This is a genomic window from Porphyromonas sp. oral taxon 275, assembly GCF_018127745.1.
Taxonomy (GTDB): domain Bacteria; phylum Bacteroidota; class Bacteroidia; order Bacteroidales; family Porphyromonadaceae; genus Porphyromonas.
This window is the reverse complement of the sequence record NZ_CP072333.1, coordinates 277989-304976: the sequence shown is the minus strand read 5'-3', so window position 1 is coordinate 304976 and position 26988 is coordinate 277989. Positions and strand designations below refer to the sequence as shown.

Here is a 26988-nt window from a genome sequence, read left to right as displayed (position 1 = left end):
CGCCGAGGGATATCCCTCACCGCAGGCCCAGCCAACTAGCGCCAGCATCAGTCCCCTCCCTCAGCCTCTCCCGCTAGAGCCTCACCCCGCACGCCCCTTAGCCCAAGCCCCGACCGCCTTCCGCACCAAGCGCTTGCCCCACAACGCAGTCACCGCCCTCACTTCGTCCCCTCAGCAGCGCTGCGATGAGGTGCACAAAGCCTCCCAAGCGACACAAAACAGCCATTATGTCATAAACAAAAGCCTGAACCAGCAGAATATCCGCCAAAACAAGCCATTATGTCACCACATCAAGATACGGCACACAGCTTGCCCTAGTCCTGGTGTACGAGCAGTACGAACAAGAGCATAAAACAAGCAAACAGACAGCGAATATGAATATCAACAAGTATACGATCAAGAGCCAAGAAGCCCTGCAGTCAGCCCTCGAGCTGGCTCGCCGCCAGGGCCAGCAGGCTCTCGAGCCTGCCCACCTTCTGAAGAGCCTGCTTGAGCTAGGCGATAGCCTCGTGGACTTCCTCCTGGCTAAGCTCAGCGTCAGCCGTCCTCGCCTCGAGGAGGCTACCGACAAGCTCATCGCCGCCCTGCCCAAGGTATCGGGGGGCGACCCCTACCTCTCCAGCGAGACCAACAAGGTACTGGACAAGGCCGAGGATATCGCCTCCCAGATGAAGGACGAGTACGTCGCCCTCGAGCACCTCTTCCTCGCACTCGTCGAGGTGGATAGCCCCGTGGCCCGCCTCCTCAAGAGCGACCTCGGTGTACAGACCAAGGAGCTGCGCCTAGCAATCGAGGAGCTCCGCAAGGGCGGACGCGTCACCAGCCAGCACGCCGAGGAGCAGTACAACTCCCTCAGCAAGTACGCCATCAACCTCTGCCAGCGGGCACGTGAGGGCAAGCTAGACCCCGTCATCGGCCGCGACGACGAGATACGCCGCGTGCTGCAGATCCTCTCGCGCCGCACCAAGAACAATCCTATCCTCATCGGGGAACCTGGTGTCGGTAAGACCGCCATCGCCGAAGGCCTCGCCTATCGTATCGTACGTGGCGACGTCCCCGAGAACCTCCGCAGCAAGCAGGTCTACTCGCTCGACATGGGCGCGCTGATCGCTGGGGCGAAGTACAAGGGTGAGTTCGAGGAGCGTCTCAAGGCCGTCGTCACCGAGGTCACCAAGAGCGAGGGCGAGATCATCCTCTTCATCGACGAGATCCACACCCTCGTGGGGGCTGGTAAGGGTGAGGGGGCTATGGACGCCGCCAATATCCTCAAGCCTGCCCTAGCCCGTGGCGAGCTCCGCAGCATCGGGGCCACGACCCTCGATGAGTACCAGAAGTACTTCGAGAAGGACAAGGCCCTGGAGCGCCGCTTCCAGATGGTCATGGTCAATGAGCCCGACGAGGCCAGCTCCATCTCCATCCTCCGTGGGCTGAAGGAGAAGTATGAGAACCACCACAAGGTGCGTATCAAGGACGATGCGATCATCGCTGCCGTCCGCCTCTCCGACCGCTACATCACCGACCGCTTCCTGCCCGACAAGGCCATTGACCTCATGGACGAGGCTGCCGCCCGCCTACGTATGCAGATCGACTCCCTCCCCGAGGGGCTCGACGAGATCGGGCGACGCATCACCCAGCTCGAGATCGAGCGCGAGGCCATACGCCGCGAGCAGGACGAGGAGAAGCTCAGTCAGCTCAACAAGGAGATCGCCGAGCTCAAGGAGCAGGAGGCAGGCGACAAGGCTAAGTGGATGCACGAGCAGGAGCTCATCAACCGCATCCAGCAGGCCAAGATCGACATCGAGCAGCTGCGCTACGAGGCCGACAAGGCCGAGCAGTCCGGCGACTACGGCCGCGTAGCCGAGATCCGCTACGGCCTACTCAAGGACAAGGAGCGTGAGATCGCCCAGGTGCAGGACGAGCTGCGCCAGGCACAGGGCGAGGGCGCCCTCATCCGCGAGGAGGTAGGCGCCGAGGACATCGCCGACATCGTCTCCCGCTGGACGGGGATCCCCGTAGGGAAGATGCTGCAGAGCGAGCGTGAGAAGCTGCTGCACCTAGAGGACGAGCTGCACAAGCGCGTCATCGGGCAGGAGCAGGCCATCGCCGCCGTAGCCGACGCCGTACGCCGCAGCCGTGCAGGGCTGCAGGACCCCAAGCGCCCGATCGGCTCCTTTATCTTCCTCGGCACGACGGGGGTCGGTAAGACGGAGCTGGCGAAGGCTCTGGCGGAGGTACTCTTCGATGACGAGACGATGCTGACGCGTATTGACATGAGCGAGTACCAGGAGAAGTTCTCCGCCACCCGCCTCATCGGTGCACCTCCGGGCTATGTAGGCTATGACGAAGGCGGTCAGCTGACCGAGGCCATACGCCGCAAGCCTTACTCCGTCGTCCTCTTCGACGAGATCGAGAAGGCGCACCCCGATGTCTTCAACGTCCTGCTGCAGGTCCTCGATGATGGTCGACTGACCGACAATAAGGGTCGCTTGGTGAACTTCAAGAACACCATCATCATCATGACCAGCAATATGGGCTCCGACCTCATCCGCGAGCGCCTCAGCCACCTCGAGGAGGGCAAGGAGCAGGAGGCCATCGACCAGACACGTGACCTCGTCCTCGACATGCTCAAGCGCACGATACGCCCTGAGTTCCTCAACCGTATCGACGAGACCATCGTCTTCACCCCGCTGCGCCGTCGCGAGATCGACCAGATCGTACGCCTGCAGCTCGACAGCACGGCACGCCTGCTGGCCACCAACGGCATCGAGCTGCACTACACGCCCGCAGCCGTCGAGTGGATCGCTACCGAGGGCTACGACCCTGAATTCGGTGCGCGCCCCGTACGCCGTGTCATCCAGCACACGGTGCTCAACGAGCTCTCCAAGAGCATCCTCTCGGGGGCTGTCGACCGCGCCAGCGTCATCACACTGGACGCAGCCGAGGGCAAGCTGGTCTTCCGCTAAGGCCGCTCCCGCGCGCGGGAATCCTATTTATATAGTTAGTTAGTTGTTGTGGGGAACCCCGCTCCGTCTAGCCTCGAGGCTAGCAGAGCGGGGTTCCTTGTTTGCTCCCCCACGCTGACCAGCGCAGGGGGGCAGCCTCTGAGCAAGGCGGGCATCCCCCTTCGAGCAGTCTCCTGGAGCACTTCGCCCTGCTCCCCTAGAGCTTTGCGAAGGAGTAGGCGCAGGAGCCCAGAAGGGAGCGAGCACGCTTTGCGTGGGAGCGAGGAGATCTAGCCGCAGCATTCTTAGCCTTAGCAGCTCGCCGCTCGGCAGCTTCCTCAACCCGATCCCATAGGGGCTCGCGGGGGGAGCAAAAAAGGCCTCCGCCCTAGAGGCATAAGGCGGAGGCTAAGCCCTAGGCAAGCGGGCCACTTAGAGCAATTGAGCTAAGCGCGGCGTGAAGACTTGGGTGTACCTATTATTCGGTAGTTTTGTGTAGTTTTGTAGCGTGAAGCCCAAATAAAGGGCCACCACCTGCCCGATTAGGGGCACAGAATCAAGCAATGTTGAAGGAACTAAGCACACACCTGCATGGACGAATGCGTAGGCTATTGCCCGACTCGGGTGATAGCTCCTCCCCATTATCCCTGCACCCTCCCGGATAGGTCTTGACACGCCCCCTCGGGAGCGCCCTAGACACACTGAGACCTAGCCCTAAGCATAGATATAGCGATGAGCGATCACCACTCGAGAGAGGGGGCGGTCGCTCATCACCTTTAATTAGCAGTATACATTAATCTCAGACCAACGCACGAATGAAGAAACTTACCCTCTTCTTTCTCACCTTGCTCCTCGGGCTGCTGCCTGCACTGGCACAGCAGACCGTGACTGGGACTGTCGTGACCGCGCCCGACAACGAGGCTGCCGTCGGCGCCTCCGTCGTCGTCAAGGAGCACAGCAAGGTAGGGATCACCGTAGGACTCGACGGGAGCTTCAAGCTCACCGTCCCCGCAGGCTCCAAGACCCTGCGCATCTCCTACATCGGCTACCTCACCCAGGAGGTACACATCAAGGACAAGATGAAGATCGTCCTCGAGCCCGCCGACAAAACCCTCGACAAGGTCGTCGTCACCGGGCTGACGAAGGTCGATAAGCGCCTCTTCACCGGAGCCTCCGCCAAGCTCGGCGGCGACCAGGCGAAGCTCGACGGGGTACCCGACGCCGCCCGCGCCCTCGAAGGGCGTGCCGCAGGGGTCTCCGTGCAGAACGTCTCAGGGACCTTCGGGACAGCGCCCAAGATCCGCGTCCGTGGTGCCACCTCGATCTACGGGAGCTCCAAGCCCCTCTGGGTCGTCGACGGCGTCATCATGGAGGACGTCTCCAACGTCGGTGCCGATGACCTGGCGTCAGGGAATCCCGAGACGCTGATCAGCTCCGCCATCGCTGGGCTCAACGCCGATGACATCGAGAGCTTCCAGGTACTGAAGGACGGCTCCGCGACCTCCATCTACGGGGCACGCGCCATGGCCGGCGTCATCGTCGTGACCACCAAGAAGGGGAAGCAGGGCCAGGCCCACTTCAACTACACGGGTGAGTACACCAGCCGCCTCATCCCCAGCTACCGCAACTTCGACATCCTCAACTCGCAGCAGCAGATGGGTATCTACCGCGAGCTGCGTGAGAAGGGCTGGCTGAACTTCGCCGAGGTCCTCAACGGCAGCGACTACGGCGTCTACGGGAAGATGTATGAGCTGATCAACACCTACAATCCCAAGACCCGCAGCTTCATGCTTGACAACACCACGGAGGCGGAGAACGCCTACCTGCAGCGTGCCGAGCGCCGCAATACCAACTGGTTCCAGGAGCTCTTCACCCCAGCCATCATGCAGACCCACTCGGTGAGCATGAGCGGCGGTACGGCCAAGAGTAACTACTACGCCTCCGCCTCCGCCCTCATCGATCCAGGGTGGTACAAGCAGAGCCAGGTCAAGCGCTACACGGCGAACGTCAACGTCACGCAGCACCTGCTGAAGAGCCTTTCGCTGAACATCATCGGCGGTGCCTCCTATCGTAATCAGCGTGCCCCAGGGACCCTCGGGCAGGATGTAGACGTTGTAGGCGGTGAGGTCAAGCGCGACTTCGACATCAACCCCTACTCCTACGCCACCAATACCTCGCGTGTCCTTGACCCCCGCGAATACTACACCGCGAACTACGCTCCCTTCAACATCTTCAACGAGTTGGAGAATAACTACATCGACCTGGACGTGCTGGATGCCAAGTTCCAGGCCGAGCTCCGCTTCAAGCCCCTGCGCGGCCTCGAGCTCACGCTGCTCGGTGCCTTCAAGCACACGGCCGCCTCGCAGCAGCACAACGTCCGCGACAAGTCCAATCAGGCCATGGCCTACCGCGCCATGCCCAATAGCGTGATCCGCGAGGGCAATAAGTACCTCTACCGCGATCCAGACCGCCCCTACGACCTGCCCAGCACGGTACTGCCCAACGGTGGCTTCATGCACAAGGGCGAGAACCGCATGAGCAACTACGACTTCCGCGCTACGGCCAACTACAACCGCACCTTCGACGCCCACACGCTGAACCTCTTCGGCGGGATGGAGACGACCAACATCCAGCGTCACCGCACGGCCTTCACTGGCTGGGGGCTCCAGTACTCCGCAGGGGAGACGCCCTTCTACCCCTACCAGTACTTCAAGAAGCAGGTAGAGGATGGCAACAACTACTACAGCCTCACCAACACCAACTACCGCACAGTAGCCTTCTACAGCAACGCTACCTACTCCTGGCGCGGTCGCTACGTCCTCAACGGTACCTACCGCTACGAGGGATCCAACCAGCTGGGACGTAGCAGCAACGCGCGCTGGATGTCCACATGGAACGTCTCCGGAGCGTGGAACGTGCACGAGGAGTCCTTCTTCCGTCACCTCGACCCGCTGTCGCACCTGACGCTGCGCCTCTCCTATAGCCTCACGGGGACGCCTCCCGACCCCAGCTACAGCAGCTCTACAACCATCCTCAAGTCCTACACCCCCTTCCGCCTCTTCGCCGAAGACCAGGAGCCAGGGATCGGCATCGAGCAGCTGGGGAACGCTGACCTGACCTACGAGAAGAAGAACGAGCTGAACGTGGGCTTCGATGCTGGGCTCTGGCAGGATCGCCTCAGCCTCTCCTTCGACGCCTACACACGCCGCAACTTCGACGAGATGGGCCCTATGATCACGCAGGGTATCGGCGGTACGGTCATCCGTCCTGCCAACGTCGCGGAGATGAACTCCAGCGGTCTTGAGCTGAGCATCACCTCGAGCAACATCAAGACGAAGGACTTCAACTGGACGACCAGCTTCATCTACTCCTACACCCACTCCGAGATCACCAAGCTCTACAACCAGGGTCAGGTCATCGAGCTCGTCAGCGGGAATGGCTTCGCCAAGAAGGGCTACCCCGCACGTGCCCTTTTCTCCATCCCCTTCGCTGGGCTCAACAACAAGGGGATCCCTCAGCTGATCAATGAGAAGGGTCAGGTCACCACAGACAACATCAACTTCCAGGAGCGCAACAAGACCGACTTCCTCAAGTACGAAGGCCCGACCGACCCCACGCACACGGGATCTCTGGGCAATGTCTTCTCCTACAAGGGCTTCAACCTAAACATCTTCCTCACCTATGCCTTCGGCAACGTCGTGCGCCTCGACCCCAAGTTCCGTGCCTACTACGGCGACATGGCCTCGATGACGCATGACTTCGTCAACCGCTGGCAGGCTGCGGGCAATGAGCAGAAGACCGACGTCCCCGCCATCCTGAGCCGCCGTCAGTACGCCAGCAACAACAACCTGCGCTACGCCTACAACGGCTACAACTACTCCACGGCGCGCATCGCTAAGGGTGACTTCATCCGTCTGAAGGAGATCTCGCTCAGCTACGATCTGCCCAGCCGCATGCTCAAGACCACGCCCCTGCGTAGCGCCTCGGTCAAGCTGCAGGCGACGAACCTGCTCCTGCTCTACGCCGACAAGAAGCTCAACGGACAGGATCCTGAGTTCTTCAACACCGGTGGGGTGGCCTCGCCTACGCCACGCCAGTTCACCCTCACGCTCAAGGTCGGACTCTAATGACATACCCTACAATGAATAGAAGTAGCATCATCATAGCTTCGCTCGCCCTAGGGCTCGGGCTGGCCAGCTGCGGCCAGTACCTCGACAAGTACCCCGACAACCGCATGGAGCTGCATAGCCCTAGCGACGCGGCCAAGTTCCTCATCTCGGCCTACCCCGAGGGGCACCCCGCCTATCTGCTGGAGATGTACTCGGACAACACGGACGAGCAGGACTACACAAACTGGAGTGCCAATAGCCCCTTCCAGGAGCAGGCCTACCGCTGGGCGGACATCACCGAGATCCGTGAGCAGGAGACGCCCCAGCAGCTCTGGGACGCCCACTACACGGCCGTCACCGTCTGCAACGAGGTGCTCAAGCACATCAGCGAGGCCAAGAACAAAGATGAGTACAGCGCGCAGGTAGCAGAGGCTAAGCTCTGCCGCGCCTACGCCATGTTCCAGCTGGCTAATGTCTTCTGCCAGGCCTACTCCCCCAAGACGGCTGCCAAGGACCTCGGCCTCCCCTATCCCGAGGAGCCCGAGGTACACCCAGGCCGTGTCCTCTACAAGCGCGGCACGCTGGAGCAGCTCTACAAGCGCATCGAGCAGGACCTCACCGAGGGCCTCGCTGGACTAGCCAATGCCCAGTACAGCCAGCCTAAGTACCACTTCACGGCACAGGCGGCGCATGCCTTCGCGGCACGCTTCTACCTCTATGCGCGTCAGTACGCCAAGGCCATCGAGCACGCCGATGCCACCCTCGGCTCCAACCCCGCGACCAACCTACGTGACTGGGCTGCGTGGAGTAAGACTGGGCTCTCGGGCAACGTGCAGCCCAATGCCTTCGTACAGTCCTCCGTCAAGGCCAACATTCTCCTGCAGGCAGTGGCTACCGAGTGGGGCGGCCTCAGCATCCCCATCCTCCGCGGGAGCAAGTACGCCCACGGTGCCCTCATCTCCACCACGGAGACCCTGCAGACCGACGGCCCCTGGGGGGCAAGCGGCGACGTGCTGAACTACACCGTCGTGAACAACAACGGCGTGTCCAAGTACGCCATCCGCAAGCAGCCCTACACCGCCAAGTACGTCGACCGTGTAGCCGGTATCGGGATCCCCTACTCGACCTACACGATCTTCACCACGGACGAGACCCTCATGGTACGTGCCGAGGCCAAGGCGCTGTTGGGTCGCTACGAGGAGGCACTGGCTGACCTCAACCTCGAGCTCAGCGTCTTCTCCAAGAAGGGCGTCAAGCTCACCCTACAGGGCATCCAGGACTTCTACAAGGGCGTGAAGTACTACACCCCCGAGCATCCCACGCCCCGCAAGGAGCTGCACGTGACGCCCGCCCTCGAGGCCACCACGCAGGAGCCTCTGCTGCAGGCCATCCTTCAGCTGCGCCGCATCCTCACCATCCACGAGGGGCTGCGCATGCAGGACATCAAGCGCTACGGCATCACCATCTACCGCCGCCGCGTCAACGTCAGCAATGCCGTCGAGGCCGTGACGGACAAGATGGAGGCACGCGACCCACGTCTGGCGATCCAGATCCCGCAGGATGTGATCTCGGCTCAGCTCGAGCCCAACCCACGCAACGGCGCTAAAACCAATTAAGCTACTGCCCTATGAAGTATCTATATCAAGGACTCCTCGCTCTAGGTCTGCTGCTCGGTGTAGCTGCCTGCTCGGAGGACAAGCCCAACGATCCTACGATCTTCCCCATACAGCCCGAGGCCAAGAACGCCTTCGAGCAGTGGCTGGAGAAGAACTATCGTGTCCCCTACAACATACGCTTCAAGTACAAGCTAGAGGATGCTGAGACCGACCTCAGCTACCACTTCATCCCCGCAGACTCGGCCAAGACGGCGAAGCTCGCCATCATCACCAAGTACCTGTGGTTCGATGCCTACGCCGAGGTCCTCGGCCCTGAGTTCATGCAGCGCAATGCGCCTCGCCTGCTGGTGGCCATCGGTACGCCGGGCTACACGCGCCAGCGCACCGAGATCATCGGGAGCGCCGACGGGGGCTACAAGGTCATCCTGGGGAAGGTCAACTCCCTGAGCAATGAGACGCTCAGCGACTATGAGGAGATGACACTCTACTACTTCCACACGATGCACCACGAGTTCACCCACATCCTCAATCAGAAGAAGCCCTACAACACCTCCTTCGAGCAGGTCACCAAGTCCGGCTACGTCAGTGGCGACTGGATCAACACGACGGACCGCAACGCCCTGCGTGCGGGCTTCATCACCCCCTACGCCATGCAGGATCCGGCTGAGGACTTCGCCGAGATGCTCTCCAACTACGTCACCTACACACCGCAGCGCTGGGCCAAGGCTCTCTCGGATGCAGGGACGCACGGGGCAGCACTCATCACGCAGAAGCTCGCCCTGGTGAAGGACTACACCCTCAGCAGCTGGGGCCTCGACCTCGACGAGCTGCGCGATGTCGTCCTGCGCCGAGGTAGCCAAATCTCCTCCCTTGAGCTCAACAAACTGAACTAGCTATGCACAAGAAATCTCTCTATACGCTCCTCGGGCTGCTGGCACTCCTGCTGCTGCCCTCCTGTCTCAAGGACAGCAAGGAGATCTTCGACCGCTCTGCTGCCGCCCGCATTGACGAGCTCGTCGCCAAGGACCGCGAGCTACTGGAGTCCGCCCCTGGGGGCTGGCGCCTGCAGTACTATGCTGGGCGCGACTACTCGGGACCGGGCTTCACGCTCCTGATGAAGTTCGCTGGCGGGCACGTGACCATCATGGGTGACAATGGCGACCCCGAGCTGGCCTCCACGACGGAGTACGCCATCGTCAAGGACCAGGGCCCTGTGCTCACCTTCCCCACCTTCAACGCCGTGCTCCATCCGCTGGCCTCGGCCTCGCTCGGGCACCCCGAGGGGATACAGGGCGACTATGAGTTCGCCATCCTCTCTACCTCCACCGACAGCATACGCCTGGTGGGGAAGAAGTGGGGCAATGAGATGCTGCTGACGCGCCTGCCGGAGAAGAGCAGCTTCGAGGAGCTCCTCCTCGGGATGCTCTCCGTCCGTGAGGAGATGACAGCCAATACCTATGACTTCATCCTCGACGGTAAGCCTCTAGCAAAGGGCGAGATCAATACCACCAGCCGTCACCTCACGGCGACGCTGGAGGGTAAGAACCATGACATCGCCTACACCTTCCACGAGAAGGGCATCACGCTCCAGCGTCCCCTCGTCCTCGGGGGCAAGAGCTACCAGAGCTTCGCCTGGGACAGCGAGAAGAAGCGCTTCACCTCGGGCGGACTGACGATCCAGCTCTTTATCCCCAAGAGCCACAAGCCGATCGACTTCTGGTACGGTACCTGGACGATGCGTCACAATCCGATCCGCGGCTGGCGTAAGCCCACCACCCTCACCCTCGAGGCGGGCGACAAGGCCAATACGCTCAAGGGTACGCTCAACTTCCGTGGCGTCGACTACAAGCTCATCCTCCCCTACGATCCCGCTACGGGTACGATCACCTTCGTCGGTCAGCCGCTACACGACCCGACGAATAAGTACGCTGGTGGTGTCGTCCTCATCCCCATCTCGCTAGCCGATGGGCGCAAGCTCCTCTCCACCGACCACAGCATCACCTTCACCTGGGACGAAGACCAGCAGCAGGCCATCGCCGAGGGCAGTGAGATGGCCGATGGCAAGGTAGACTCCTTCTTCGGCGTCGCCTACGGTGAGGACCTCAAGCCCGTGGTGGACAAGAATGGTCACTACGTCTTCCCCATCGCGATGGAGAATATCCAGTTCCTCAAGAAGAGCAACTAAAGGCTGCCCTACATTCATCTCATGGTTAGAACTAAGAAGTATATGAATAAGACACGCCTCATCCCCTTCCTCGGGCTGGCCGCACTGCTAGCGGCCTGCAAGAGCGACGAGCCTGCTCCCTCCACGACCGAGGCCCCCTTCAGCATCCTCGAGGCTAAGACCTACCTCCCCGTGGAGGCAGGTAGCTCGACGGTGCGCCTGGATCAGGCTCCCGCCACGGTCTACAGCCGTGACTCCTGGCTCAAGGTCGCCGTACAGGGCTCGACCATCACCCTCAGCACCACGAGCAATGATCAGCTCGAGTCGCGCAATACGCAGCTCGTCGTCAAGGATAGCAAGGGGGACTCCATCGCCCTGAACATCATGCAGGAGGGCATCATCTTCGGGCTGCCCAAGGAGCAGGCCATGGTAGGCGGTGACGAAGCGATCGACAAGACCATCAAGGTCGCCTCCAACGTCCAGGTCTCCTATACCGCCTCTGCCGACTGGATCAAGGTCTCGACGAGCGGCAAGCAGCTGCACATCGAGGCTGCGGCCAATACGACGAAGACCCCCCGCACGGGCTGGGTCATCGCCAAGGGGGCAGGGCACGTCGACTCGCTGGAGGTCACACAGGCCTCGCTGGCCGACATCACCGGTACCTACACCCAGACGGCGCTCACCCTCGATGCGTCTGGCGCTATGGTACCCTTCACCTCTACCCTCGTGATCAAGGAGGTGACGAAGACCCAGGCCAGCGTCATCGTCGACGGCATCTACACCTGGGAGGCTAGCTTCACCCCAGGCAGAGCACTGGAGCTGCTGAACGGTAAGGTCGTCAAGACGGTCACCACAGGCGCCAAGCCCGTGTACATCGTCACCGTCCTCGCGGCTGATGACTTCACCAACGAGCACAAGAACATGATACTCGGTACCCGCGAGCCCGTCCTCATCTCCATCACGCGTGAGGGTAAGCTCGTCTTCGCCGAGAAGTTCAAGATCGCCAGTGAGCAGACCTGGGCCTCCTATGGCTTCGTCCGCTCCAGCTCCAACCGCCTGACGCAGGGTACCTACCTCGGCATCGAGCAGATGTACATCCAGCCCAAGCTCAGCAAGAAGTCCTAGCCCCTATCCCTCGCGGGACAGAGCTCGCTAGCCTTACCCGCCAGAGCCTTCCTAGCAAGATCGCCCCACAGCGCAGCACCCAGCTTGGGCTGCTCGCTGTGGGGCGATCGCTTTTTCCCTAGCCCGCGGGGAGGCCGTCTGGAGAGGCCTCGGGCTCTTAGGCTAGGGATATAAAGGAAGCGCTCCGCAATCACTGGTGATTGCGGAGCGCCTGGCTTTGCTCTTCCTCTTGGGCTTGAACCAAGGACCCTCTGATTAACAGTCAGATGCTCTAACCAACTGAGCTAAGGAAGAGTGTTGCATCCTTTCGTTTGCACTGCAAAGGTAATACAAACTTGCGAAATGCGCAAATCCCCGCGCGCATTGCCGTAGTTAGACGGCCTTCCCCATCAGCTAGCCACCTCTCCTCAAGGGAGATAAACCACCACACACCCACGCCACAGAGCCCACTCCGCGACCAGGGCGCACGCCCTGCCCCGCAGCGCCGCGACCTTCGCTCCCCGAGGACGCAGCACGCCCCACCCTAGATCAAGCGAGCGTCCCAAGGCACTCCCCACGGAGCCCCGAGCGAAGCCGCCCAAGCCTCCAAGCGACCCCTCCCGGGCACCCGAGCAGGCTCGCAGCCGAGGCCGAGCCAGGGGGTAGCGGGTTTTCTTATATTACTTTTCGTCCTCCCCCTTATCCCTCAGCGCGCTGACTGGCGTCAGTCAGCGCGCATTCTTATATTACTTTACTCGGCGCCCCTTAGGGGAGCGCGTCGTCCCCCTTGGGTCGAGCTCCTCGTCTCCCTTGGAACGCAGCGCTGTCCTCCTTCGATCCTAGCTCGGAGGTAGCGCTGCCGCGTCGCCTATCAGCCTACAGAGCGCTTCGTCTGAGGCCTAGGCAAAGCGCTGCGAGACCAAGCACGGAGCCGCATGCACACTCTAGCCTCAGCAGCCCGTCCAGCCTCCCGAAGGCTGAGGGCGAAGCGCTTAACAGCGGCGGCCTCGGGCGAATTTGGAGCGTATCATTATTTTATCTACCTTTGCAGAGCAAACAGAGCTGGTGTGGTAGTTCAGCTGGTTAGAATACCTGCCTGTCACGCAGGGGGTCGCGGGTTCGAGTCCCGTCCATACCGCCAAGCCTAGAGGAGCGCATCATAGTCCCACTACGATGCGCTCCTTGCTTTGCTCCTCCCCCTGCCGTCTTGCCTAGATATCGTATCTTTGTCTATACTATATATGATGTAGCCGTAGGCAGTCCCTTCCGCCCCCCTTTTCTTTAGGAAGGCGCTGCCGAGGCTACGCCCCCTAAGCATCCCACACGATGGCTACAGCCCAAGACAAGAAGATACTACAGGAGCTCCAGGCAGCCGTGCGCACCAGCCTCAAGGCACGAGGCTTCGCGGAGCGCCAGCCCCAGGGCCTCTTTGCCCCCATCGAATACACGCTCCAGCTCGGCGGCAAGCGCATCCGCCCCATGCTCTGCCTCGCAGCAGCCTATGCCTTCGCCCCCGAGCGCTGGCACGAGGCGCTCCCTGCAGCGGCGGCGCTGGAGATCTTCCACAACTTCACGCTCCTACACGACGACCTGATGGACCGCTCGCCCCTGCGCCGCGGTCAGGAGACCGTCTACCGCAAGTGGGATGACAATACCGCTATCCTCTCGGGCGACGCGATGTGCATCGAGGCCTACGCCGCACTCGGCGAGCTCGAGGCGAAGGCCCTGCAGCCCGAGCTCTTCGGCCTCTTCAGCCGCATGGCGCTCGAGGTGTGCGTGGGGCAGCAGCTGGACATGGACTTCGAGCACCGTAGCGATGTCACCGTGGCGGAGTACCTCGAGATGATCCGTCTGAAAACCTCCGTCCTGCTGGGCGCCTCGCTCCAGATCGGCGCCCTCCTAGGCGGCGCCAGCACCGAGGCCGCCGAGCGCCTCTACCGCATCGGCGTCGAGCTGGGTCTGGCCTTCCAGATACAGGATGACCTACTGGACGTCTACGGCGATGAGGCGACCTTCGGCAAGCCCATAGGCGGCGACATCGTCAACGCCAAGAAGACACTCCTGCTGCTCTACACCCAGGAGCAACTCCAGGGCGCCCAGCGCGAGGAGCTCCAGCGCCTGCTCGACCTCAGCCCCGAGGAGCGCAAGGGACGCATCGCCGAGGTACGTGCCCTCTACGACGCCGTAGGGGTACGCGCCTATGCCGAGGGCGAGGTGGCGCGTCTGAGCCAGTCGGCCTACAGCGAGCTCGAGGCGCTCAGCACGAGCGTCCCCACGCTAGAGGCCGAGCACTTCGGTCCCCTACGCTTGCTCTTCGACAGCCTCTCGGGACGTACGCACTAGCCAACCCCCTATGATCGACAGCCATACCCATGTCTATTCGGAGGACTTCGCCGAGGATCTAGAGGCCATGCTGGAGCGTGCCCGCACCGCTGGCATCGAGCAGATGGTGCTGCCCGCCGTGGACTCCTCCAGCTGGGAGCGTCTCTGGGCGCTCGCTCAGCGCTACCCCGACTTCCTCTACCCTACGGCAGGCCTGCACCCCACCTCTGTGGGGGAGGACTACCTGCGTGAGCTAGCCTACGTCGAGGAGCGCCTCGACGGCTACCCCATCGTAGCCCTCGGGGAGATTGGGCTAGACTACCACTGGGACACGAGCTACAGGGAGCAGCAGCTGGAGGCCTTCGCCACACAGCTCCGCTGGGCGCACCAGCGCGGACTGCCCGTGATCCTACATATCCGTGAGGCCTTCGCCGACGCCTTCGCCCTACTGCGCGAGCTCGCCCTACCCGGGCTGCGCGGGGTCTTCCACAGCTTCACGGGCACGGAGGAGGAGCTCGTGGAGGCGCTGAGCTTCGAGGGCTTCTACGTCGGGATCAATGGCGTGGTGACCTTCAAGAATAGCGACCTACGCGACTACATCACCCGCATCCCGCTGGAGCGCCTCCTCATCGAGACCGACGCCCCCTATCTGGCGCCCGTGCCCAAGCGCGGACGGCGCAACGAGCCCAGCTACCTCCCCTACACGGCCAGCTACCTGGCAGACTGCTACGGCATCCCCGAGGAGCGCCTCGTCGAGGCAACGACGGCCAATGCTCGCCGCCTCTTCGCCCTCCCTCAGCACTAATCACACTACACCCCTATAGCTATGTCCCCTATCGAGACACTCATCCGACGCAACCGCACCTGCCGCCGCTTCGACGAGCAGCAGCCCATCGAGCGCCTCCAGCTCATCCGCTGGATCAACGTCATCCGTCATACGGCCTCAGGGCGCAACATCCAGCCCCTCAAGTACATCGTCGTCACCGATCCCGAGCAGTGCCACTGGCTCACAGGCCTGATGCGCTGGGCTGCCATGCTCCCCGACTGGGAGGGTCCCGCCGTGGGCGAGCGCCCTACGGCCTACCTCATCCAGCTGGTGGACACGCATCTAGCACCCGCCGCGCGCTTCGACGAGGGCATACAGCTCGAGGCGCTCGGCCTGCTGGCTACCGAGGCTGGCTACGGTATGTGCATCTTCTCCCCGCATGGTCGTGGGGACATCGCCCGCATGTACGACCTGCCGCAGCACCTCTCGATCAACGCGATCGTAGCCCTAGGCAAGCCCGCCGAGGAGCCCATCCTCGAGGAGCTACGTCCTGGCGAAGAGCCTCGCTACTGGCGGGACGCCGAGGGGCGCCACCACGTACCCAAGCGCGGCCTCGAGGAGCTCATCATCGAGCCCAACAAGGCCTCCGTATTCTAGCCCCCCTGACTATGAAGCTACTCAAGCCATTCCTCTGCTCCAGCCTCGCCCTCATCCTGCTCGGCCTCGGGGCCTGCGGCGGCTCCCGCGCACAGAGCCAGGAGCAGACCGAGAGCCAGCCTAGCCCCGAGCGCAAGGCCGCTCCCTTCTCGGCCGACTCGGCCTACAGCTACGTCGTGGCGCAGGTACAGATGGGCCCCCGCACCCCTGGGAGCGAGGCCCACACACGCTGCGCCCGCTGGATCGAGGATAAGCTACGCAGCTGGGGCTACACGGTGACTCTGCAGCGCTTCGAGGGAAAGGACTACTACGGCAAGGTCGCTGAGGGAACCAACATCATCGCCACCCTGCAGCCCGAGGCTAAGGATCGCCTCCTGCTAATGGCGCACTGGGATACCCGCCAGGTAGCCGATCAGGACGCCAGCAGCAGCGCCCAGAGCCAGCCCATCCTCGGTGCCGACGACGGCGCCAGCGGGGTAGCTGTGCTGCTGGAGCTCGCGCGTCAGGAGGCGCTACAGCCCTCGGGCAAGGCGCTGGACTTCGTCTTCTTCGACCTCGAGGATGGCGGCCGCGGCGGGGATGACGACAGCTGGTGCCTCGGCGCGCAGCACTGGGCGAAGCAGCCCCACCACGCGGGCTACACGGCACGCTACGGCATCCTCCTCGACATGGTCGGGGCCCAGGGGGCGCGCTTCTACTGGGAGACGGCCTCCAAGCAGTTCGCCCGTCCGCTCCTCTCGGCCCTCTGGCAGACGGCGGCACAGCTCGGCTGGGGCAGCTACTTCGTCCAGGCCGAGGGCTCAGCGATGACGGACGACCACATCCCCGTGATCCGCGAGCTCGGCATCCCATCGGTGGACATCATCAACTACGACCCTACGCGCCCCACGGGCTTCGGCAGCCACTGGCACACCCAGCAGGATGACCTCAACATCATCTCGATCGAGACCCTGCGTACCGTAGGTGAGACCGTAGCCACGACCCTAAGGGACGAACTCTAAACGCAAGTAAGAACTAGGCAATGCCAACAATCAAGGAACTACAGGACGAGATCATCGAGGACTTCGCAGCACTCGATGACTGGATGGATCGCTATGCGCTGCTCATCGACCTCGGGGGCGAGCTAGCGCCGCTACCCGAGACGGACAAGACGCCGACCAACCTCATCGAGGGCTGCCAGAGCCGTGTGTGGATCACCGCCAGCTACGATGGCGAGCGTGTCCACTACCGCGGGGAGAGCGATGCCCTCATTGTCAAGGGGATCGTCAGCCTCCTGCTGCGCGTGCTGGATGACCAGCGCCCCGAGGATATCATCAATAGCGAGCTGTACTTCATCAAGGAGATCGGCCTCTCCGAGCACCTCTCCCCGACGCGCTCCAACGGGCTCGTCGCCATGCTCCGACAGATGCGGCTCTTCGCCGCTACCTTCGCCGCCCAAGGCTAAACCCATATCCTCATGCAGCCACAGACCAAGCATAGACTTCGCCAGCTCCCTCTGCTGGCCCTCGCCCTTGCCGGCCTCAGCGCCTGCTCCACCTCGAGCCAGCAGCCCGGGCCTAGCGACCGTCTGCTCTCCTTCGTCGATCCCTTCATCGGCACGGGGGAGCACGGGCACACCTTCCCTGGGGCTACTCGCCCCAATGCGATGGTGCAGTTCAGCCCCGACACGCACCTCATCGGCTGGGATGCCAGCAGCGGCTACCACGCGACCGACAGCACCATCTACGCCTTCAGCCTCACCCATCTCTCAGGTACGGGCGTGGGGGACCTCGGTGACGTCGCCGTCCTGCCCTACAGCGGCGTAGATAGCCTCAAGCCCGTAGCACGCTTTGCCAAGAAGGACGAGAAGGCCAGCCCTGGCTACTATGCCGTAGAGCTGGCGAACTTCGGCATCCGTACCGAGCTCACCAGCACGGAGCGCGTCGGCCTCATGCGCGCCACCTACAGCGACAGCACCGACCGCAAGCTGCTCCTGGACCTCGGGCATATCCTCCAGCCCAACTGGGGGCATAAGGTCGTAGGCAATGACCTCGAGCTGGTCAATGACTCCACCATCCGCGGCACCTACTATACCAAGGGCTGGGCGGAGCATCACCAGCTGAGCTACACCCTGCACCTCAGTCGCCCCGTAGATAGCCTCGCCCTCTGGCGCGACGGCCAGCGTAGCCACATCCAGGCAGGCTACAGCACCAGCGGCGACACGGCCGACCTCAAGCTGCACCTCTACCTCCCCCAGGGCTCCGAGCCCGTGCTGGTGAAGGTCGGCATCTCCCCCAGCTCGCCCGAGCAGGCAGAGAAGAACCTCGCCACGGAGCTCCCCCACTGGGACTTCGACGCCGTGCACCTGGAGAGCCGCCGCATCTGGAGCGAGGTCCTCAGCAAGATCGAGATCGAGACCGCGGATAGCTCCGTGCTGCGCAACTTCTACACCGCCCTATACCATGCCCACATCGCGCCCTATAATTACCAGGACGTCGATGGCACCTTCCGTGGCATGGACAAGCAGCTCCACCGCAATGCCGACCCCTCCGACGGGCACTATACCGTCTTCTCCCTCTGGGATACCTACCGTGCGCTGCACCCGCTGCTGACGATCATCGAGCCCGAGCGCGCCCTACGCTACGGACGCAGCCTCATCAGTGACTACCAGGAGGGGACGATCCTGCCGCGCTGGCCGCTGGCCTCCAACTATACGGGCTGCATGCCGGGCTACCACTCGGTGAGCGTCCTAGCGGACCTCGTGGCCAAGGGCCTGGCCTCGGGCGAAGACCTTAAGCTGTGGACGGAGGCTGCCCAGCGCAGCAGCATCTACCGCGAGGATCTGGCACGCAAATTCGCCGGCACCCGAGAGCTCGACCTCATCACCCGTCACCCCTACTACAAGGAGCGCTACGGCTTCGTGCCCGCCGACTCCGTACCCGAGAGCGTCAGCTGGGGCGTCGAGATGGCCTACGACGACTGGTGCATCGCGCGTATCGCCGAGGCAGCGGGCCTCAAGGACGTAGCCAAGGAGTACGACAAGCGCGGCCTCTACTACAGACGCTACTGGGACCACGAGACGCGCCTGATGCGCCCCGTGATGGGTGATGGCAGCTTCCGCACGCCCTTCAATCCCCGCTTCTCCGCCCACGAGAAGAGCGACTACACCGAGGGTAATGCCTACCAGTGGAGCTTCTACGCGCCGCACGACATGGAGGGCTTCCTCAAGCTGATGGGCGGCAAGCAGGTGCTGGAGACCAACCTCGACACCCTCTTCACCACCTCCTCGCGCATCGACGGCGCCGAGCAGTCGGGCGACATCACGGGCCTTATCGGGCAGTACGCCCACGGCAATGAGCCCAGCCACCACATCGCCTACCTCTACAACTATACCGACAGCCCGCATAAGGGCCAGGCCATCCTCGACACCGTCCTCCGCCACTTCTACCAGCCGACGCCCGAGGGCATCATCGGCAACGAGGACTGCGGGCAGATGTCGGCCTGGTATATCCTCAGCTCGCTCGGCTTCTACCAGGTATGCCCGGGTAAGGCAGAGTACGTCATCGGCCGCCCACTGGTGGATAAGGCGACACTCCAGCTGTCTGGGGGTAAGTTCGTCATCGAGGTCAAGGGCAATAGCAAAGAGGCCAAGTACGTCCAGTCGGCCAAGATCAACGGCCGCGACATCACGCGCGAGCTGCGCTTCGGCCATGCTGAGCTGAAGGCTGGCGGCAAGCTCGAGATCCAGATGGGGACGCAGCCGCGTCGCTAGTCCCCTAAGGGTAGCGCGATCTAGGCGCCTTCTCTAGCGCCCAAGCCAAGAGCCCTACAGAGGCGATAGCCAGAGCAGCGGGATCAGCCGCTCGCCCGAGCTATCGCCTCTGTAGGGCTCGCTGCATCTAGGGGCGAACTAAGGCAGAGGGCTCGTAAGGGATATCAGTCAGCGCGCTGAGCGACGTCCGTGACGCCGCTGAGGGATATCAGTCAGAAGGCTGAGGGATATCCTTCAGAGAGCTAGAACAAGGCATACGGAGCGGCACTGGACTTCCCGCACGCCGCTGGGCTCCCTGCACGAGACAGTCCGCCCACTTGCTAGGGCTTCACCTGCCCTCGGGAGCTAGAGCCTAGCCGACAAACACCCCAGCGGACTGAGGCCTTAGCCCGAGGAAAGGCAAGGAGCGCTGCTGTGGCTTCATGACCACGGCAGCGCTCCTTTTATAACAATTCTTTACCTTTGTACGTTGATTATGAGTATGAAGAAGCATCTAGTGTACGGACTTGCCGCCCTAACGCTCCTAGCAAGCTGCCGCAAGGACGAGCCCACTCCTCAGCCTAAGCCCGAGGACCCGAAGAAAGAGCAGCCCAAGCCCGAAGAGCCGAAGAAGCCCGAGCAGCCCACGGAGCCTAAGCAACCCGACACCCCCAAGCCCAACGAACCCAAGCAGGAGCGTCCCAGTGACTACACCCTAGCCAAGCGCCTGCAGGCAGCTTGGTCGGTGACCGCCGCCCAGTACCTCAAGGCCCTGCCCTTCGACGCCTACTACGCCGAGGGCAAGAAGGAGGCCATCGGTCTCGAGCAGCTCCTACCCCTACTGAAGCTCACGAGCTCCAGCGTCGAGGGTAAGACCTACACCCTCACGGAGGCAGAGCGCAAGGAGCTCAAGCTCCAGTCCCTCAGCTACCAGCCCACGGAGGGGAGCAGAGGTCAGTTCGCCCTCGTCCTGAGCTACAAGGGCGTACCGAGTGAGCAGCTCTACCTGCCCTTCGACCGCCACGCCTACTTCGGCCAGTTCGTCCAGCTGCAGTCGGACTTCGCCCCCAAGCATTACCTAGCTGGCGTCTATGAGTACCTAGATGTCTACATGGGCGAGCTCCTCAGCTACGACCGCAGCAAGTATGCCGTGCAGCTCATCTCGGGGAGCAAGCAGCAGTCCGAGACGAGCCGCAGCCTCAGCTTCCGCGTGCAGGTGACGCGCATCGGTACGACGGGCGACGACATCCTAGCCGTACTGAGCTACGAGGCCTCGGGTTTCAAGGCCCTCAGCGGCCTCGGCTCGGAGCTCACCGTCGTCCACAAGTCGGAGCTAGGAACGAAGCTCTACAGCCTAGCCAAGGGCGCTACGGACGAGGCCAGCCTACTGCAGCGTCTCAAGCAGCGCCAAGGGAGCTGGCTGCGCGAGGAGTACCTACAGTTCGGCCTCAAGGTCAGCCGCAGCCTCGTCGACCTCACTTGGGACGAGAAGGCGCAAGTGATCTACGGCGGCAATGAGCAGCGCGGAGCTGCCCGTGACCTGTGGCTGAAGCGCCCCCGCTTCGAGCTGCGCTCCGCCAAGCAGGAGGGGACGAAGCTCTACCTCAAGATCGCACTCGTCTCCGTCGGGGACCTAGCCTTCGGCGATGCAGCTCCCGTGCTACCGCTGACGGTCATCGGCTTCCGCCCCGAGCGCTAAGGAGCGCCCCATACGCGGACGGCACTCCGCCGCCTGCCCCCCTAAAAACATCGCCGCCGTACTGCTCTCGGAGTAGTGCGGCGGCGATGCTTTGTTGAGGCCCTACGCTAGGGCGCGTGAGGCAAAGGGAAAGGCGGAGGACGGGGCTAGCGGCCTGTCGTCACCTGGAGGCCATCCTCGGCGCCGCTGCGGAGACGGTCTGCTTGCTCTTCCTGGCGCAGCTTGTTCTCCTTCAGCTTACGCGAGCCAAAGCTGTAGTAGAGGCTCAGGGAGACCTGTGGCGTATACCACTTATTGACGAAGTCCAGCTGGGTGGCGCCGACATCATAGCGGCCGCGAGCCTTGTTCGTCCCGAAGAGGTCATGCGTCGCGAGCTCGATGCGCAGCGGCCCACGCACGTGGCTGAGGCTGCCATCGACAAAGTACTGCGGCTGCATGGCGAAGAGCTGGTAGCGTAGCGCACTGTAGTAGGTGAAGCTCAGATCTAGGTACCAGCTATCGGCGAGGCCCAGCTGATGCTTGTGCATGAGGTAGCCGGCATTCGTCACAGCGGAGAAGGGCGTCCCCAGCACCGAGCCCGCATCCCACTGACGCTGCCCGACGAGGTAGGTCTGTGCCCACCAGCTGAAGCCCTTGGACTGATACAGGGGTAGGGGCAGAGCGATGAGGGCACGCAGGTAGCGCGTGTAGTCGAGGTTCGTCGGGCGAAGGGTCAGCCCGTCCAGCGCCTCCACCAGCGGATGGCGCATATCGCGATAGCTGAGCTCGAGGCGTGCGGCGCGGCGGTAGCTATAGGCCAGCTGCAGCTGATGCCAGAGGGCAGTGCGCAGCTCGGGGTTCCCCGTGCGGGTGAGGTGCGAGCTCACTGAGCCCTCATAGGGCATGAGCTTCCCGAGCTGGGGACGCTCCTTGTCGCTGAGGAGCTGCAGCTCCAGGCGATGGCGTGGCGCGAGCTGATAGGCGAGGAAGAAGGAGGGGGTGAAGTAGACCTTGTCCTGCTTGTAGTCGAGGACGGGAGTGCCTGAGGGCGCGGCGGGCTCGATGCGTCGGCGCTCCGTCAGCAGGCTCAGGCTCAGCTCCCAGGAGAAGGCGCCGACCGTCTGATTGAGCGTAGCGAAGCCACGCAGATAGTGCTCGGAGGCGCGTCCCTCCTCGCTCTGGCGCTGGTAGCGATGACGGTGCCCGAGCCCCTGGAGCTCGACCCCAGTGCTGAGCTGCAGGCTCTCGGTAAGCATCGCGCCTATGGCTGACTTGAACTGATAGAGCGTGCTGCGCTCGCACCGCTCGAGGGAATTATCTCCCATACCTGCTGGGGCGCCATCGAGCTGACGCCCTGGGTAGGACAGTTCGTCCCCGTGCAGACTGAGCTCCGTGGAGGTCTCCCAGATGAAGTGTTCCCGCTGCAGCTGATGGTAGAGCGTCGAGTAGAGCTGCTGCGCCTGGAGCTGGCGCAGCGTGCTCCCGTGGTAAAGCTTGTCTCCTGTCCGCGTGTAGAGCAGCTGCAGCCCTAGGTGCTGCTCCTGGGTCAGCTGCAGCTCATCGCCCAGCCCCAGCTGATGCACCTGGAGCGGACGCTGCTCCTGACGGTCCTGATAGTCGCGCCCGCGGAGCGTGAGATCCAGCGTCTCCAGGCGGTGACGGGAGCTGAAGCTGTAGTAGCCGTAGCCTCTGTGCCGCCCGCGCTCTAGGTCGAGGCGCAGGGCGAGGTGCCCCGAGAGGTAGTGCTGCTGGGCGAGCCTCCCTTGTCCAAAGAGCAGCATCATGTCCTTGAGCTGACGGCGGCGGCGTATGTTGATCCCAGGGGCGCGGTCGAAGCTCCCCATAGGCTGCAGGATCAGCTCAATGCTCTCGACCTGCTCCATCGGCAGGTTCTGGAGGAAGGCAAGGACGGAGCCGACCGGCGCGTGACTGGTGCTGCGGCCATCTATATAGATAGCCATCTCGGTGAAGCCATAGAGCAGCGGCAGCTGGTCTCCGTGCTGGGTGATGCCGGGCAGCTGCCGTAGCATCGTCAGCGCGGTACCGCCTGCGGCCTGCTTCCACTGGGAGCCGGAGATGACCACACGGCTGCCCTGATAGCGGAAGGTAGGCGCCTGGGCCGTCACCTCGACGGCGCTCAGCTGGCGTGTGATCTCGGGATGCAGCACCCCGAGGTCGCGGGGCGCGGTGAGCTCGAGCGCCTTGAGCAGCGTCTGCCGCTGCCCCTGATACTGCAGGAGGAGCGCGTACTGCCCACGCGGAGCGGCGAGGACGAAGTAGCCCTTGTCATCGCTGACGGCCTGCAGCGCGCTATACTCGGGCAGCGGCGTGCTGGGCTCGAGGCTCAGGATGGCCGAGACGATGGGGCGCTCCGTGCCGCGCTCCACGAGGCGGCCGCGTAGCTCGATGAGCTCGGACTGCTGGGCCGAGAGCCCTAGCGTGAAGAGGAGCAAGAAGAGGGTAAGGAATCGCTTCATAGTAGCTCTGTGTATTCAGTGTAGGTATGCTAGCTTGCCTCGAGCAGCTGCGCCCCTTCGCCCAAGGAGCGTGGTGAGCCTCGCCGAGGCGCGGGCGGCTATTTCTTAGGCTGCTTGTGCCCCGCGTGATCCACACGCTCGTAGCTGACGTCGTGGAGGGAGAAGTACTGCTTGGAAGGAAGGAGCGTGACGGCGGGGCGCTCGATGTGGACATTGGGGTTGAAGGGCTGACCGAGCTCTACGGCCTTGCTCTTGAAGGTGGGCTTGAGTCGTCCGAGGCGACCATAGTCGACGATCTCGCCCTGCGCTACCAGTTCGCGTGCCATATCGGCAGCGAGGTTGAGCACGGCCTGTACTTCGACGTAGTTGAGGGTAGTGCCGCGGGCGACGAGTTCGCAGAAACGCTCGAAGTCCACGCAGCGGCGGCCCGTGGGCTTAGCCACCTGCATGACCTTCCCTGCGTGCTTGCCGAGGACGAACTTACGCTCGGTCAGGACGTACTGCATAGCTTTGCTTGCCATGATATCGTATAGATTAGGGCCTCCGATACGGATCTCGGCGCGGGCGGAGGCTAGGCCTCGCGAGGAGACATAAGCGTTACCTGGAGCAAAGGTACTGATCTTGGCGGGAGAAACCATATAATTTGGCGCGCTAAGTAGTATAAGTTCCTCACCGAAGTTATATTACTTCGGCCAAGATCTTATATTACTTCGCTCGGAATATTATATAACTTCTCGGGAATTATTATATAACTTTCGGAAAAATATTATATAACTTTCCGCAGAATATTATATAACTTTTCGCCAAAAGTTATATTACTTTTCTCCGATTATTATATTACTTTTCTCGGCTCCATCAGGCACTTCCTTCGTCCACCTTAGTCCCTTCGCTCCGCCCGAGCAGCCAAATCGCCGCGCCTGCCTAGGAGAGCAGGGGGCAGCACACAAGCAGTCAGCAGACGGAAAGCACTCTAGACGAGCCGGATTCCTTACCTTTGCACTGCGCTCGGAGGGCTATAGAGCATGCTTCGATCCTCCTCACAGCGCCAAGACATTTATCTAACCCAAGACCTTAATTGAGTATGAAGAAGTCGCTACTTCTCTTGCTTGCGCTGCCCCTGACCGTGCAGGCTCAGTCAAAAGGCCCCTTCGACAGCACACAGATGCTGGGCGAGGTCATCGTACACGGGGCACGTGTCTACGCCCCCAACGCCGTCCTCAAGATCCCTGCAGCGCAGCGCGAGGTGCCCCTGACGACCAACATCCTTCCTCTGGAGAAGATCCAGCTGATGGGCTTCACCGACCCTGCGCAGGCCATGCGTGACATCCCTGGCGTCAACGCGATCAAGGACTACGGAGGCTTCCACATGTTCTTCCTACGTGGCTTCTACGAGTCCGTCGTCCTGACAGACGGGATGCGCGATGAGCGGCATGCCCTCTGGCAGTCCGCCCCCCTGACGGGGATGGCCGCAGTAGACCACATCGAGGTGCTCAAGGGTGCCGCCTCCATGAGCGTAGGCCACTCGGCCCTCGGTGGCGTCGTCAACATCATCAATAAGCAGCCCAGATCCCGAGCCAGCTACGAGGCGAGCTACACCAGGGGCAGCTGGGGGACGAATCGCGTGACAGCGGGCGCAACGGGTGCCCTAAGCAAGAAGCTCAACGCACGCGCCGACGTCGAGTATCTCGACAGCGACGGCTGGCGTGGCAACTACACTAAGCAGGCCAATGCCTACGCCGCCATCGACTACCGCATCCACCCCAAGCACCGCCTCGGTCTATCGCTTATCCTCAGTCGCGATCGCTTCCGCGGCGACTACGGGCAGCCTCATCTGGCGTGGGACGTCTACGACAGCGCCACCGACCAGCTCGCCTACAAGATGGGCAGCTTCCCCAGCAGCGAGCCCCATTCACGTGCCTACACCGATCCCAACGAGTTCCTCTCCAACAAGACGGTGAAGCTCCAGGCCAAGTATCAGTACAAGATCGATAAGAGCTGGCAGCTGACGAACCGCTCCTTCTTCTCCTACGACAGCCTCAACTACTACTCCACCGACGGGCTGAACTACCTGACGGGCAGCGAGGCTACGGGGGCCAAGCACTACTACCTAGACGGCACGACGAAGGTACCCATCCTGATCGACCGTGTACGCCGTGACGGCTTTGCCTTCGCCTACGGGACCCTAACGGCACAGAACCAACTGGAGCTGACAGGGCGCGCCGAGCTCGGCGCCACACATCATGCCCTACTGGCAGCCTATAACTTCTCCTTCCTCGACCTACGCCGCCTCGACCGTGCCACCTACACGGGGCCAGGCGTCGGCTCCATCGTCACACTGACGGATCCTGTCCTTGATCAGGGACCTATCTACACGAAGTACAGCCGTATGCAGGTCTTCAAGGACGTAGTCAATAGCCTCTCGGTACAGGACTTCATGACCTGGGATAAGCTCTCGCTGCTAGCAGGGCTGCGCCTGGACAACTTCTACCGCGACTACGGCATCTACAACACCAACGACCGTGAGCGCCTCGACCGCACGACGGATCAGAAGCTGACCAATACCGCCCTGACCTATCGCCTCGGTGCGGTGTACAACTTCACCAAGAGCTTCAACGTCTATGCCTCGCTCTCGAGCTTCTTCAAGCCTCAGCTGATCTCCCTCTCTCCCGAGGTCGTCTATATGAATCCCGACGGGAAGGAGATGAGCCCCGAGGAGCTCAAGAGCTTCAAGCCCATGCAGGGCCGTCAGTGGGAGGTGGGGCTGCACCTCGACCTAGGCTCTCAGCTCTCGCTCAGCGCCGCAGCCTACCACATCCGCCTGGAGAACCTCGTGCGTACCAACCTCGGCGTCGCAGCCGATGGTCGCAAGATCGGGGGTGCCGTCGGAGCCTCCGTCAGCAAGGGCGTAGAGCTCGATCTGAGCTACGTACCCTCGCACTTCTTCGACTTCAGCCTCGGCTACTCATTGACGGACGCACGCATCGCTGAGTTCACCTCCAGTCACTTCACCCGAGAGGTCATGGCAGGCAACCGCCTGACGCGCGTCCCCCGCAGCAAGCTCACGAGCTGGGCCTTCTTCAACACGCTAGGGGCACACCGCCATAGCCCAGGCTCGATGCGTCTGGGCTTCGGACTGGAGTACAACGGCGACTACTATTCGGATGACACCAACCTCATCAAGGTACCCAGCTACACCGTCGCCCACATGGTGCTGACCTTCGAGGCGATGGAGGGGGTACGCATGCAGCTCAATGTGAATAACCTCTTCAACGAGAGCTACTACCGCACGGTGATCAATAGCACACAGTTCATCCCTGCCGAGGGGCGCAACGTGCAGTTCACCACCTCGCTGAGCCTCTAGCGGCCTCCGCCCGAGCGCTCTAAAGACTATCCCCCCACCGCTGCCCCCGATCTTTGCGAAGA

The 26988-nt window shown here is 62.3% G+C and carries 16 protein-coding genes and 2 tRNA genes; 15 read left to right on the top strand and 3 right to left on the bottom strand.

Going from position 1 to position 26988, the window contains the following annotated elements; translation table 11 throughout:
- Positions 1 to 374 precede the first annotated feature (374 nt).
- The 6 genes from clpB (at position 375) to J4862_RS01100 (ending at position 11956) form a co-directional block, all read left to right on the top strand.
- On the top strand, positions 375 to 2963 hold the full coding sequence (gene clpB, locus J4862_RS01125; RefSeq protein ID WP_211788914.1) for an ATP-dependent chaperone ClpB: 2589 nt from the start codon (positions 375 to 377) through the stop codon (positions 2961 to 2963).
- Positions 2964 to 3757: 794 nt separating this feature from the next.
- Positions 3758 to 7069 (top strand): SusC/RagA family TonB-linked outer membrane protein, encoded by a 3312-nt coding sequence (locus tag J4862_RS01120; RefSeq protein ID WP_211788913.1) that lies wholly within the window; start codon positions 3758 to 3760, stop codon positions 7067 to 7069.
- A 14-nt stretch (positions 7070 to 7083) separates the two neighbouring features.
- Positions 7084 to 8667, top strand: a complete 1584-nt coding sequence (locus tag J4862_RS01115; protein ID WP_211788912.1) for a RagB/SusD family nutrient uptake outer membrane protein — start codon at positions 7084 to 7086, stop codon at positions 8665 to 8667.
- A gap of 11 nt (positions 8668 to 8678) precedes the next feature.
- Positions 8679 to 9560, top strand: coding sequence for a putative zinc-binding metallopeptidase (locus J4862_RS01110; protein WP_211788911.1), 882 nt, complete (start codon positions 8679 to 8681; stop codon positions 9558 to 9560).
- Positions 9561 to 9562: 2 nt separating this feature from the next.
- Positions 9563 to 10852 carry a DUF4302 domain-containing protein gene (locus J4862_RS01105; protein ID WP_211788910.1) on the top strand — a complete coding sequence of 430 codons (1290 nt, stop codon included), beginning with the start codon at positions 9563 to 9565 and terminating at the stop codon, positions 10850 to 10852.
- A 42-nt stretch (positions 10853 to 10894) separates the two neighbouring features.
- A complete protein-coding gene (locus J4862_RS01100) occupies positions 10895 to 11956 on the top strand; it encodes a BACON domain-containing protein (RefSeq protein ID WP_211788909.1) in 1062 nt (353 codons plus the stop codon).
- A 220-nt stretch (positions 11957 to 12176) separates the two neighbouring features.
- Here J4862_RS01100 and J4862_RS01095 read toward each other — a convergent pair.
- Positions 12177 to 12250: transfer RNA gene (locus J4862_RS01095), tRNA-Asn, on the bottom strand.
- Between the two features lie 749 nt (positions 12251 to 12999).
- On the opposite strand from J4862_RS01095, the gene J4862_RS01090 reads away from it, so the two are divergent.
- From J4862_RS01090 to J4862_RS01055, 8 genes are all read left to right on the top strand, one after another.
- Positions 13000 to 13076, top strand: a tRNA-Asp gene (locus tag J4862_RS01090).
- 185 nt (positions 13077 to 13261) lie between these two features.
- Complete coding sequence (locus J4862_RS01085) at positions 13262 to 14278, top strand: polyprenyl synthetase family protein (RefSeq protein ID WP_211788908.1); 1017 nt, start codon at positions 13262 to 13264, stop codon at positions 14276 to 14278.
- 10 nt (positions 14279 to 14288) lie between these two features.
- Entirely contained in the window at positions 14289 to 15062 is a 774-nt protein-coding gene (locus J4862_RS01080) for a TatD family hydrolase (protein ID WP_211788907.1), read from the top strand.
- A 21-nt stretch (positions 15063 to 15083) separates the two neighbouring features.
- Positions 15084 to 15680, top strand: a complete 597-nt coding sequence (locus J4862_RS01075) for a nitroreductase family protein (RefSeq protein WP_211788906.1) — start codon at positions 15084 to 15086, stop codon at positions 15678 to 15680.
- Between the two features lie 11 nt (positions 15681 to 15691).
- Positions 15692 to 16681 carry a M28 family peptidase gene (locus J4862_RS01070; protein WP_211788905.1) on the top strand — a complete coding sequence of 330 codons (990 nt, stop codon included), beginning with the start codon at positions 15692 to 15694 and terminating at the stop codon, positions 16679 to 16681.
- A 20-nt stretch (positions 16682 to 16701) separates the two neighbouring features.
- Entirely contained in the window at positions 16702 to 17124 is a 423-nt protein-coding gene (locus J4862_RS01065; protein WP_211788904.1) for a SufE family protein, read from the top strand.
- Between the two features lie 12 nt (positions 17125 to 17136).
- Positions 17137 to 19431, top strand: coding sequence for a GH92 family glycosyl hydrolase (locus J4862_RS01060; RefSeq protein WP_211788903.1), 2295 nt, complete (start codon positions 17137 to 17139; stop codon positions 19429 to 19431).
- A 481-nt stretch (positions 19432 to 19912) separates the two neighbouring features.
- Positions 19913 to 21109, top strand: a complete 1197-nt coding sequence (locus J4862_RS01055) for a hypothetical protein (protein WP_211788902.1) — start codon at positions 19913 to 19915, stop codon at positions 21107 to 21109.
- 146 nt (positions 21110 to 21255) lie between these two features.
- On the opposite strand, the gene J4862_RS01050 is transcribed toward J4862_RS01055, so the two are convergent.
- Together J4862_RS01050 and J4862_RS01045 are read right to left on the bottom strand one after the other, a co-directional pair.
- Positions 21256 to 23565 carry an outer membrane beta-barrel protein gene (locus tag J4862_RS01050; protein WP_211788901.1) on the bottom strand — a complete coding sequence of 770 codons (2310 nt, stop codon included), beginning with the start codon at positions 23563 to 23565 and terminating at the stop codon, positions 21256 to 21258.
- A gap of 98 nt (positions 23566 to 23663) precedes the next feature.
- Positions 23664 to 24086, bottom strand: coding sequence for a histidinol phosphate phosphatase (locus tag J4862_RS01045; protein WP_211788900.1), 423 nt, complete (start codon positions 24084 to 24086; stop codon positions 23664 to 23666).
- A gap of 560 nt (positions 24087 to 24646) precedes the next feature.
- On the opposite strand from J4862_RS01045, the gene J4862_RS01040 reads away from it, so the two are divergent.
- Complete coding sequence (locus tag J4862_RS01040; RefSeq protein ID WP_211788899.1) at positions 24647 to 26926, top strand: TonB-dependent siderophore receptor; 2280 nt, start codon at positions 24647 to 24649, stop codon at positions 26924 to 26926.
- Positions 26927 to 26988 lie beyond the last annotated feature (62 nt).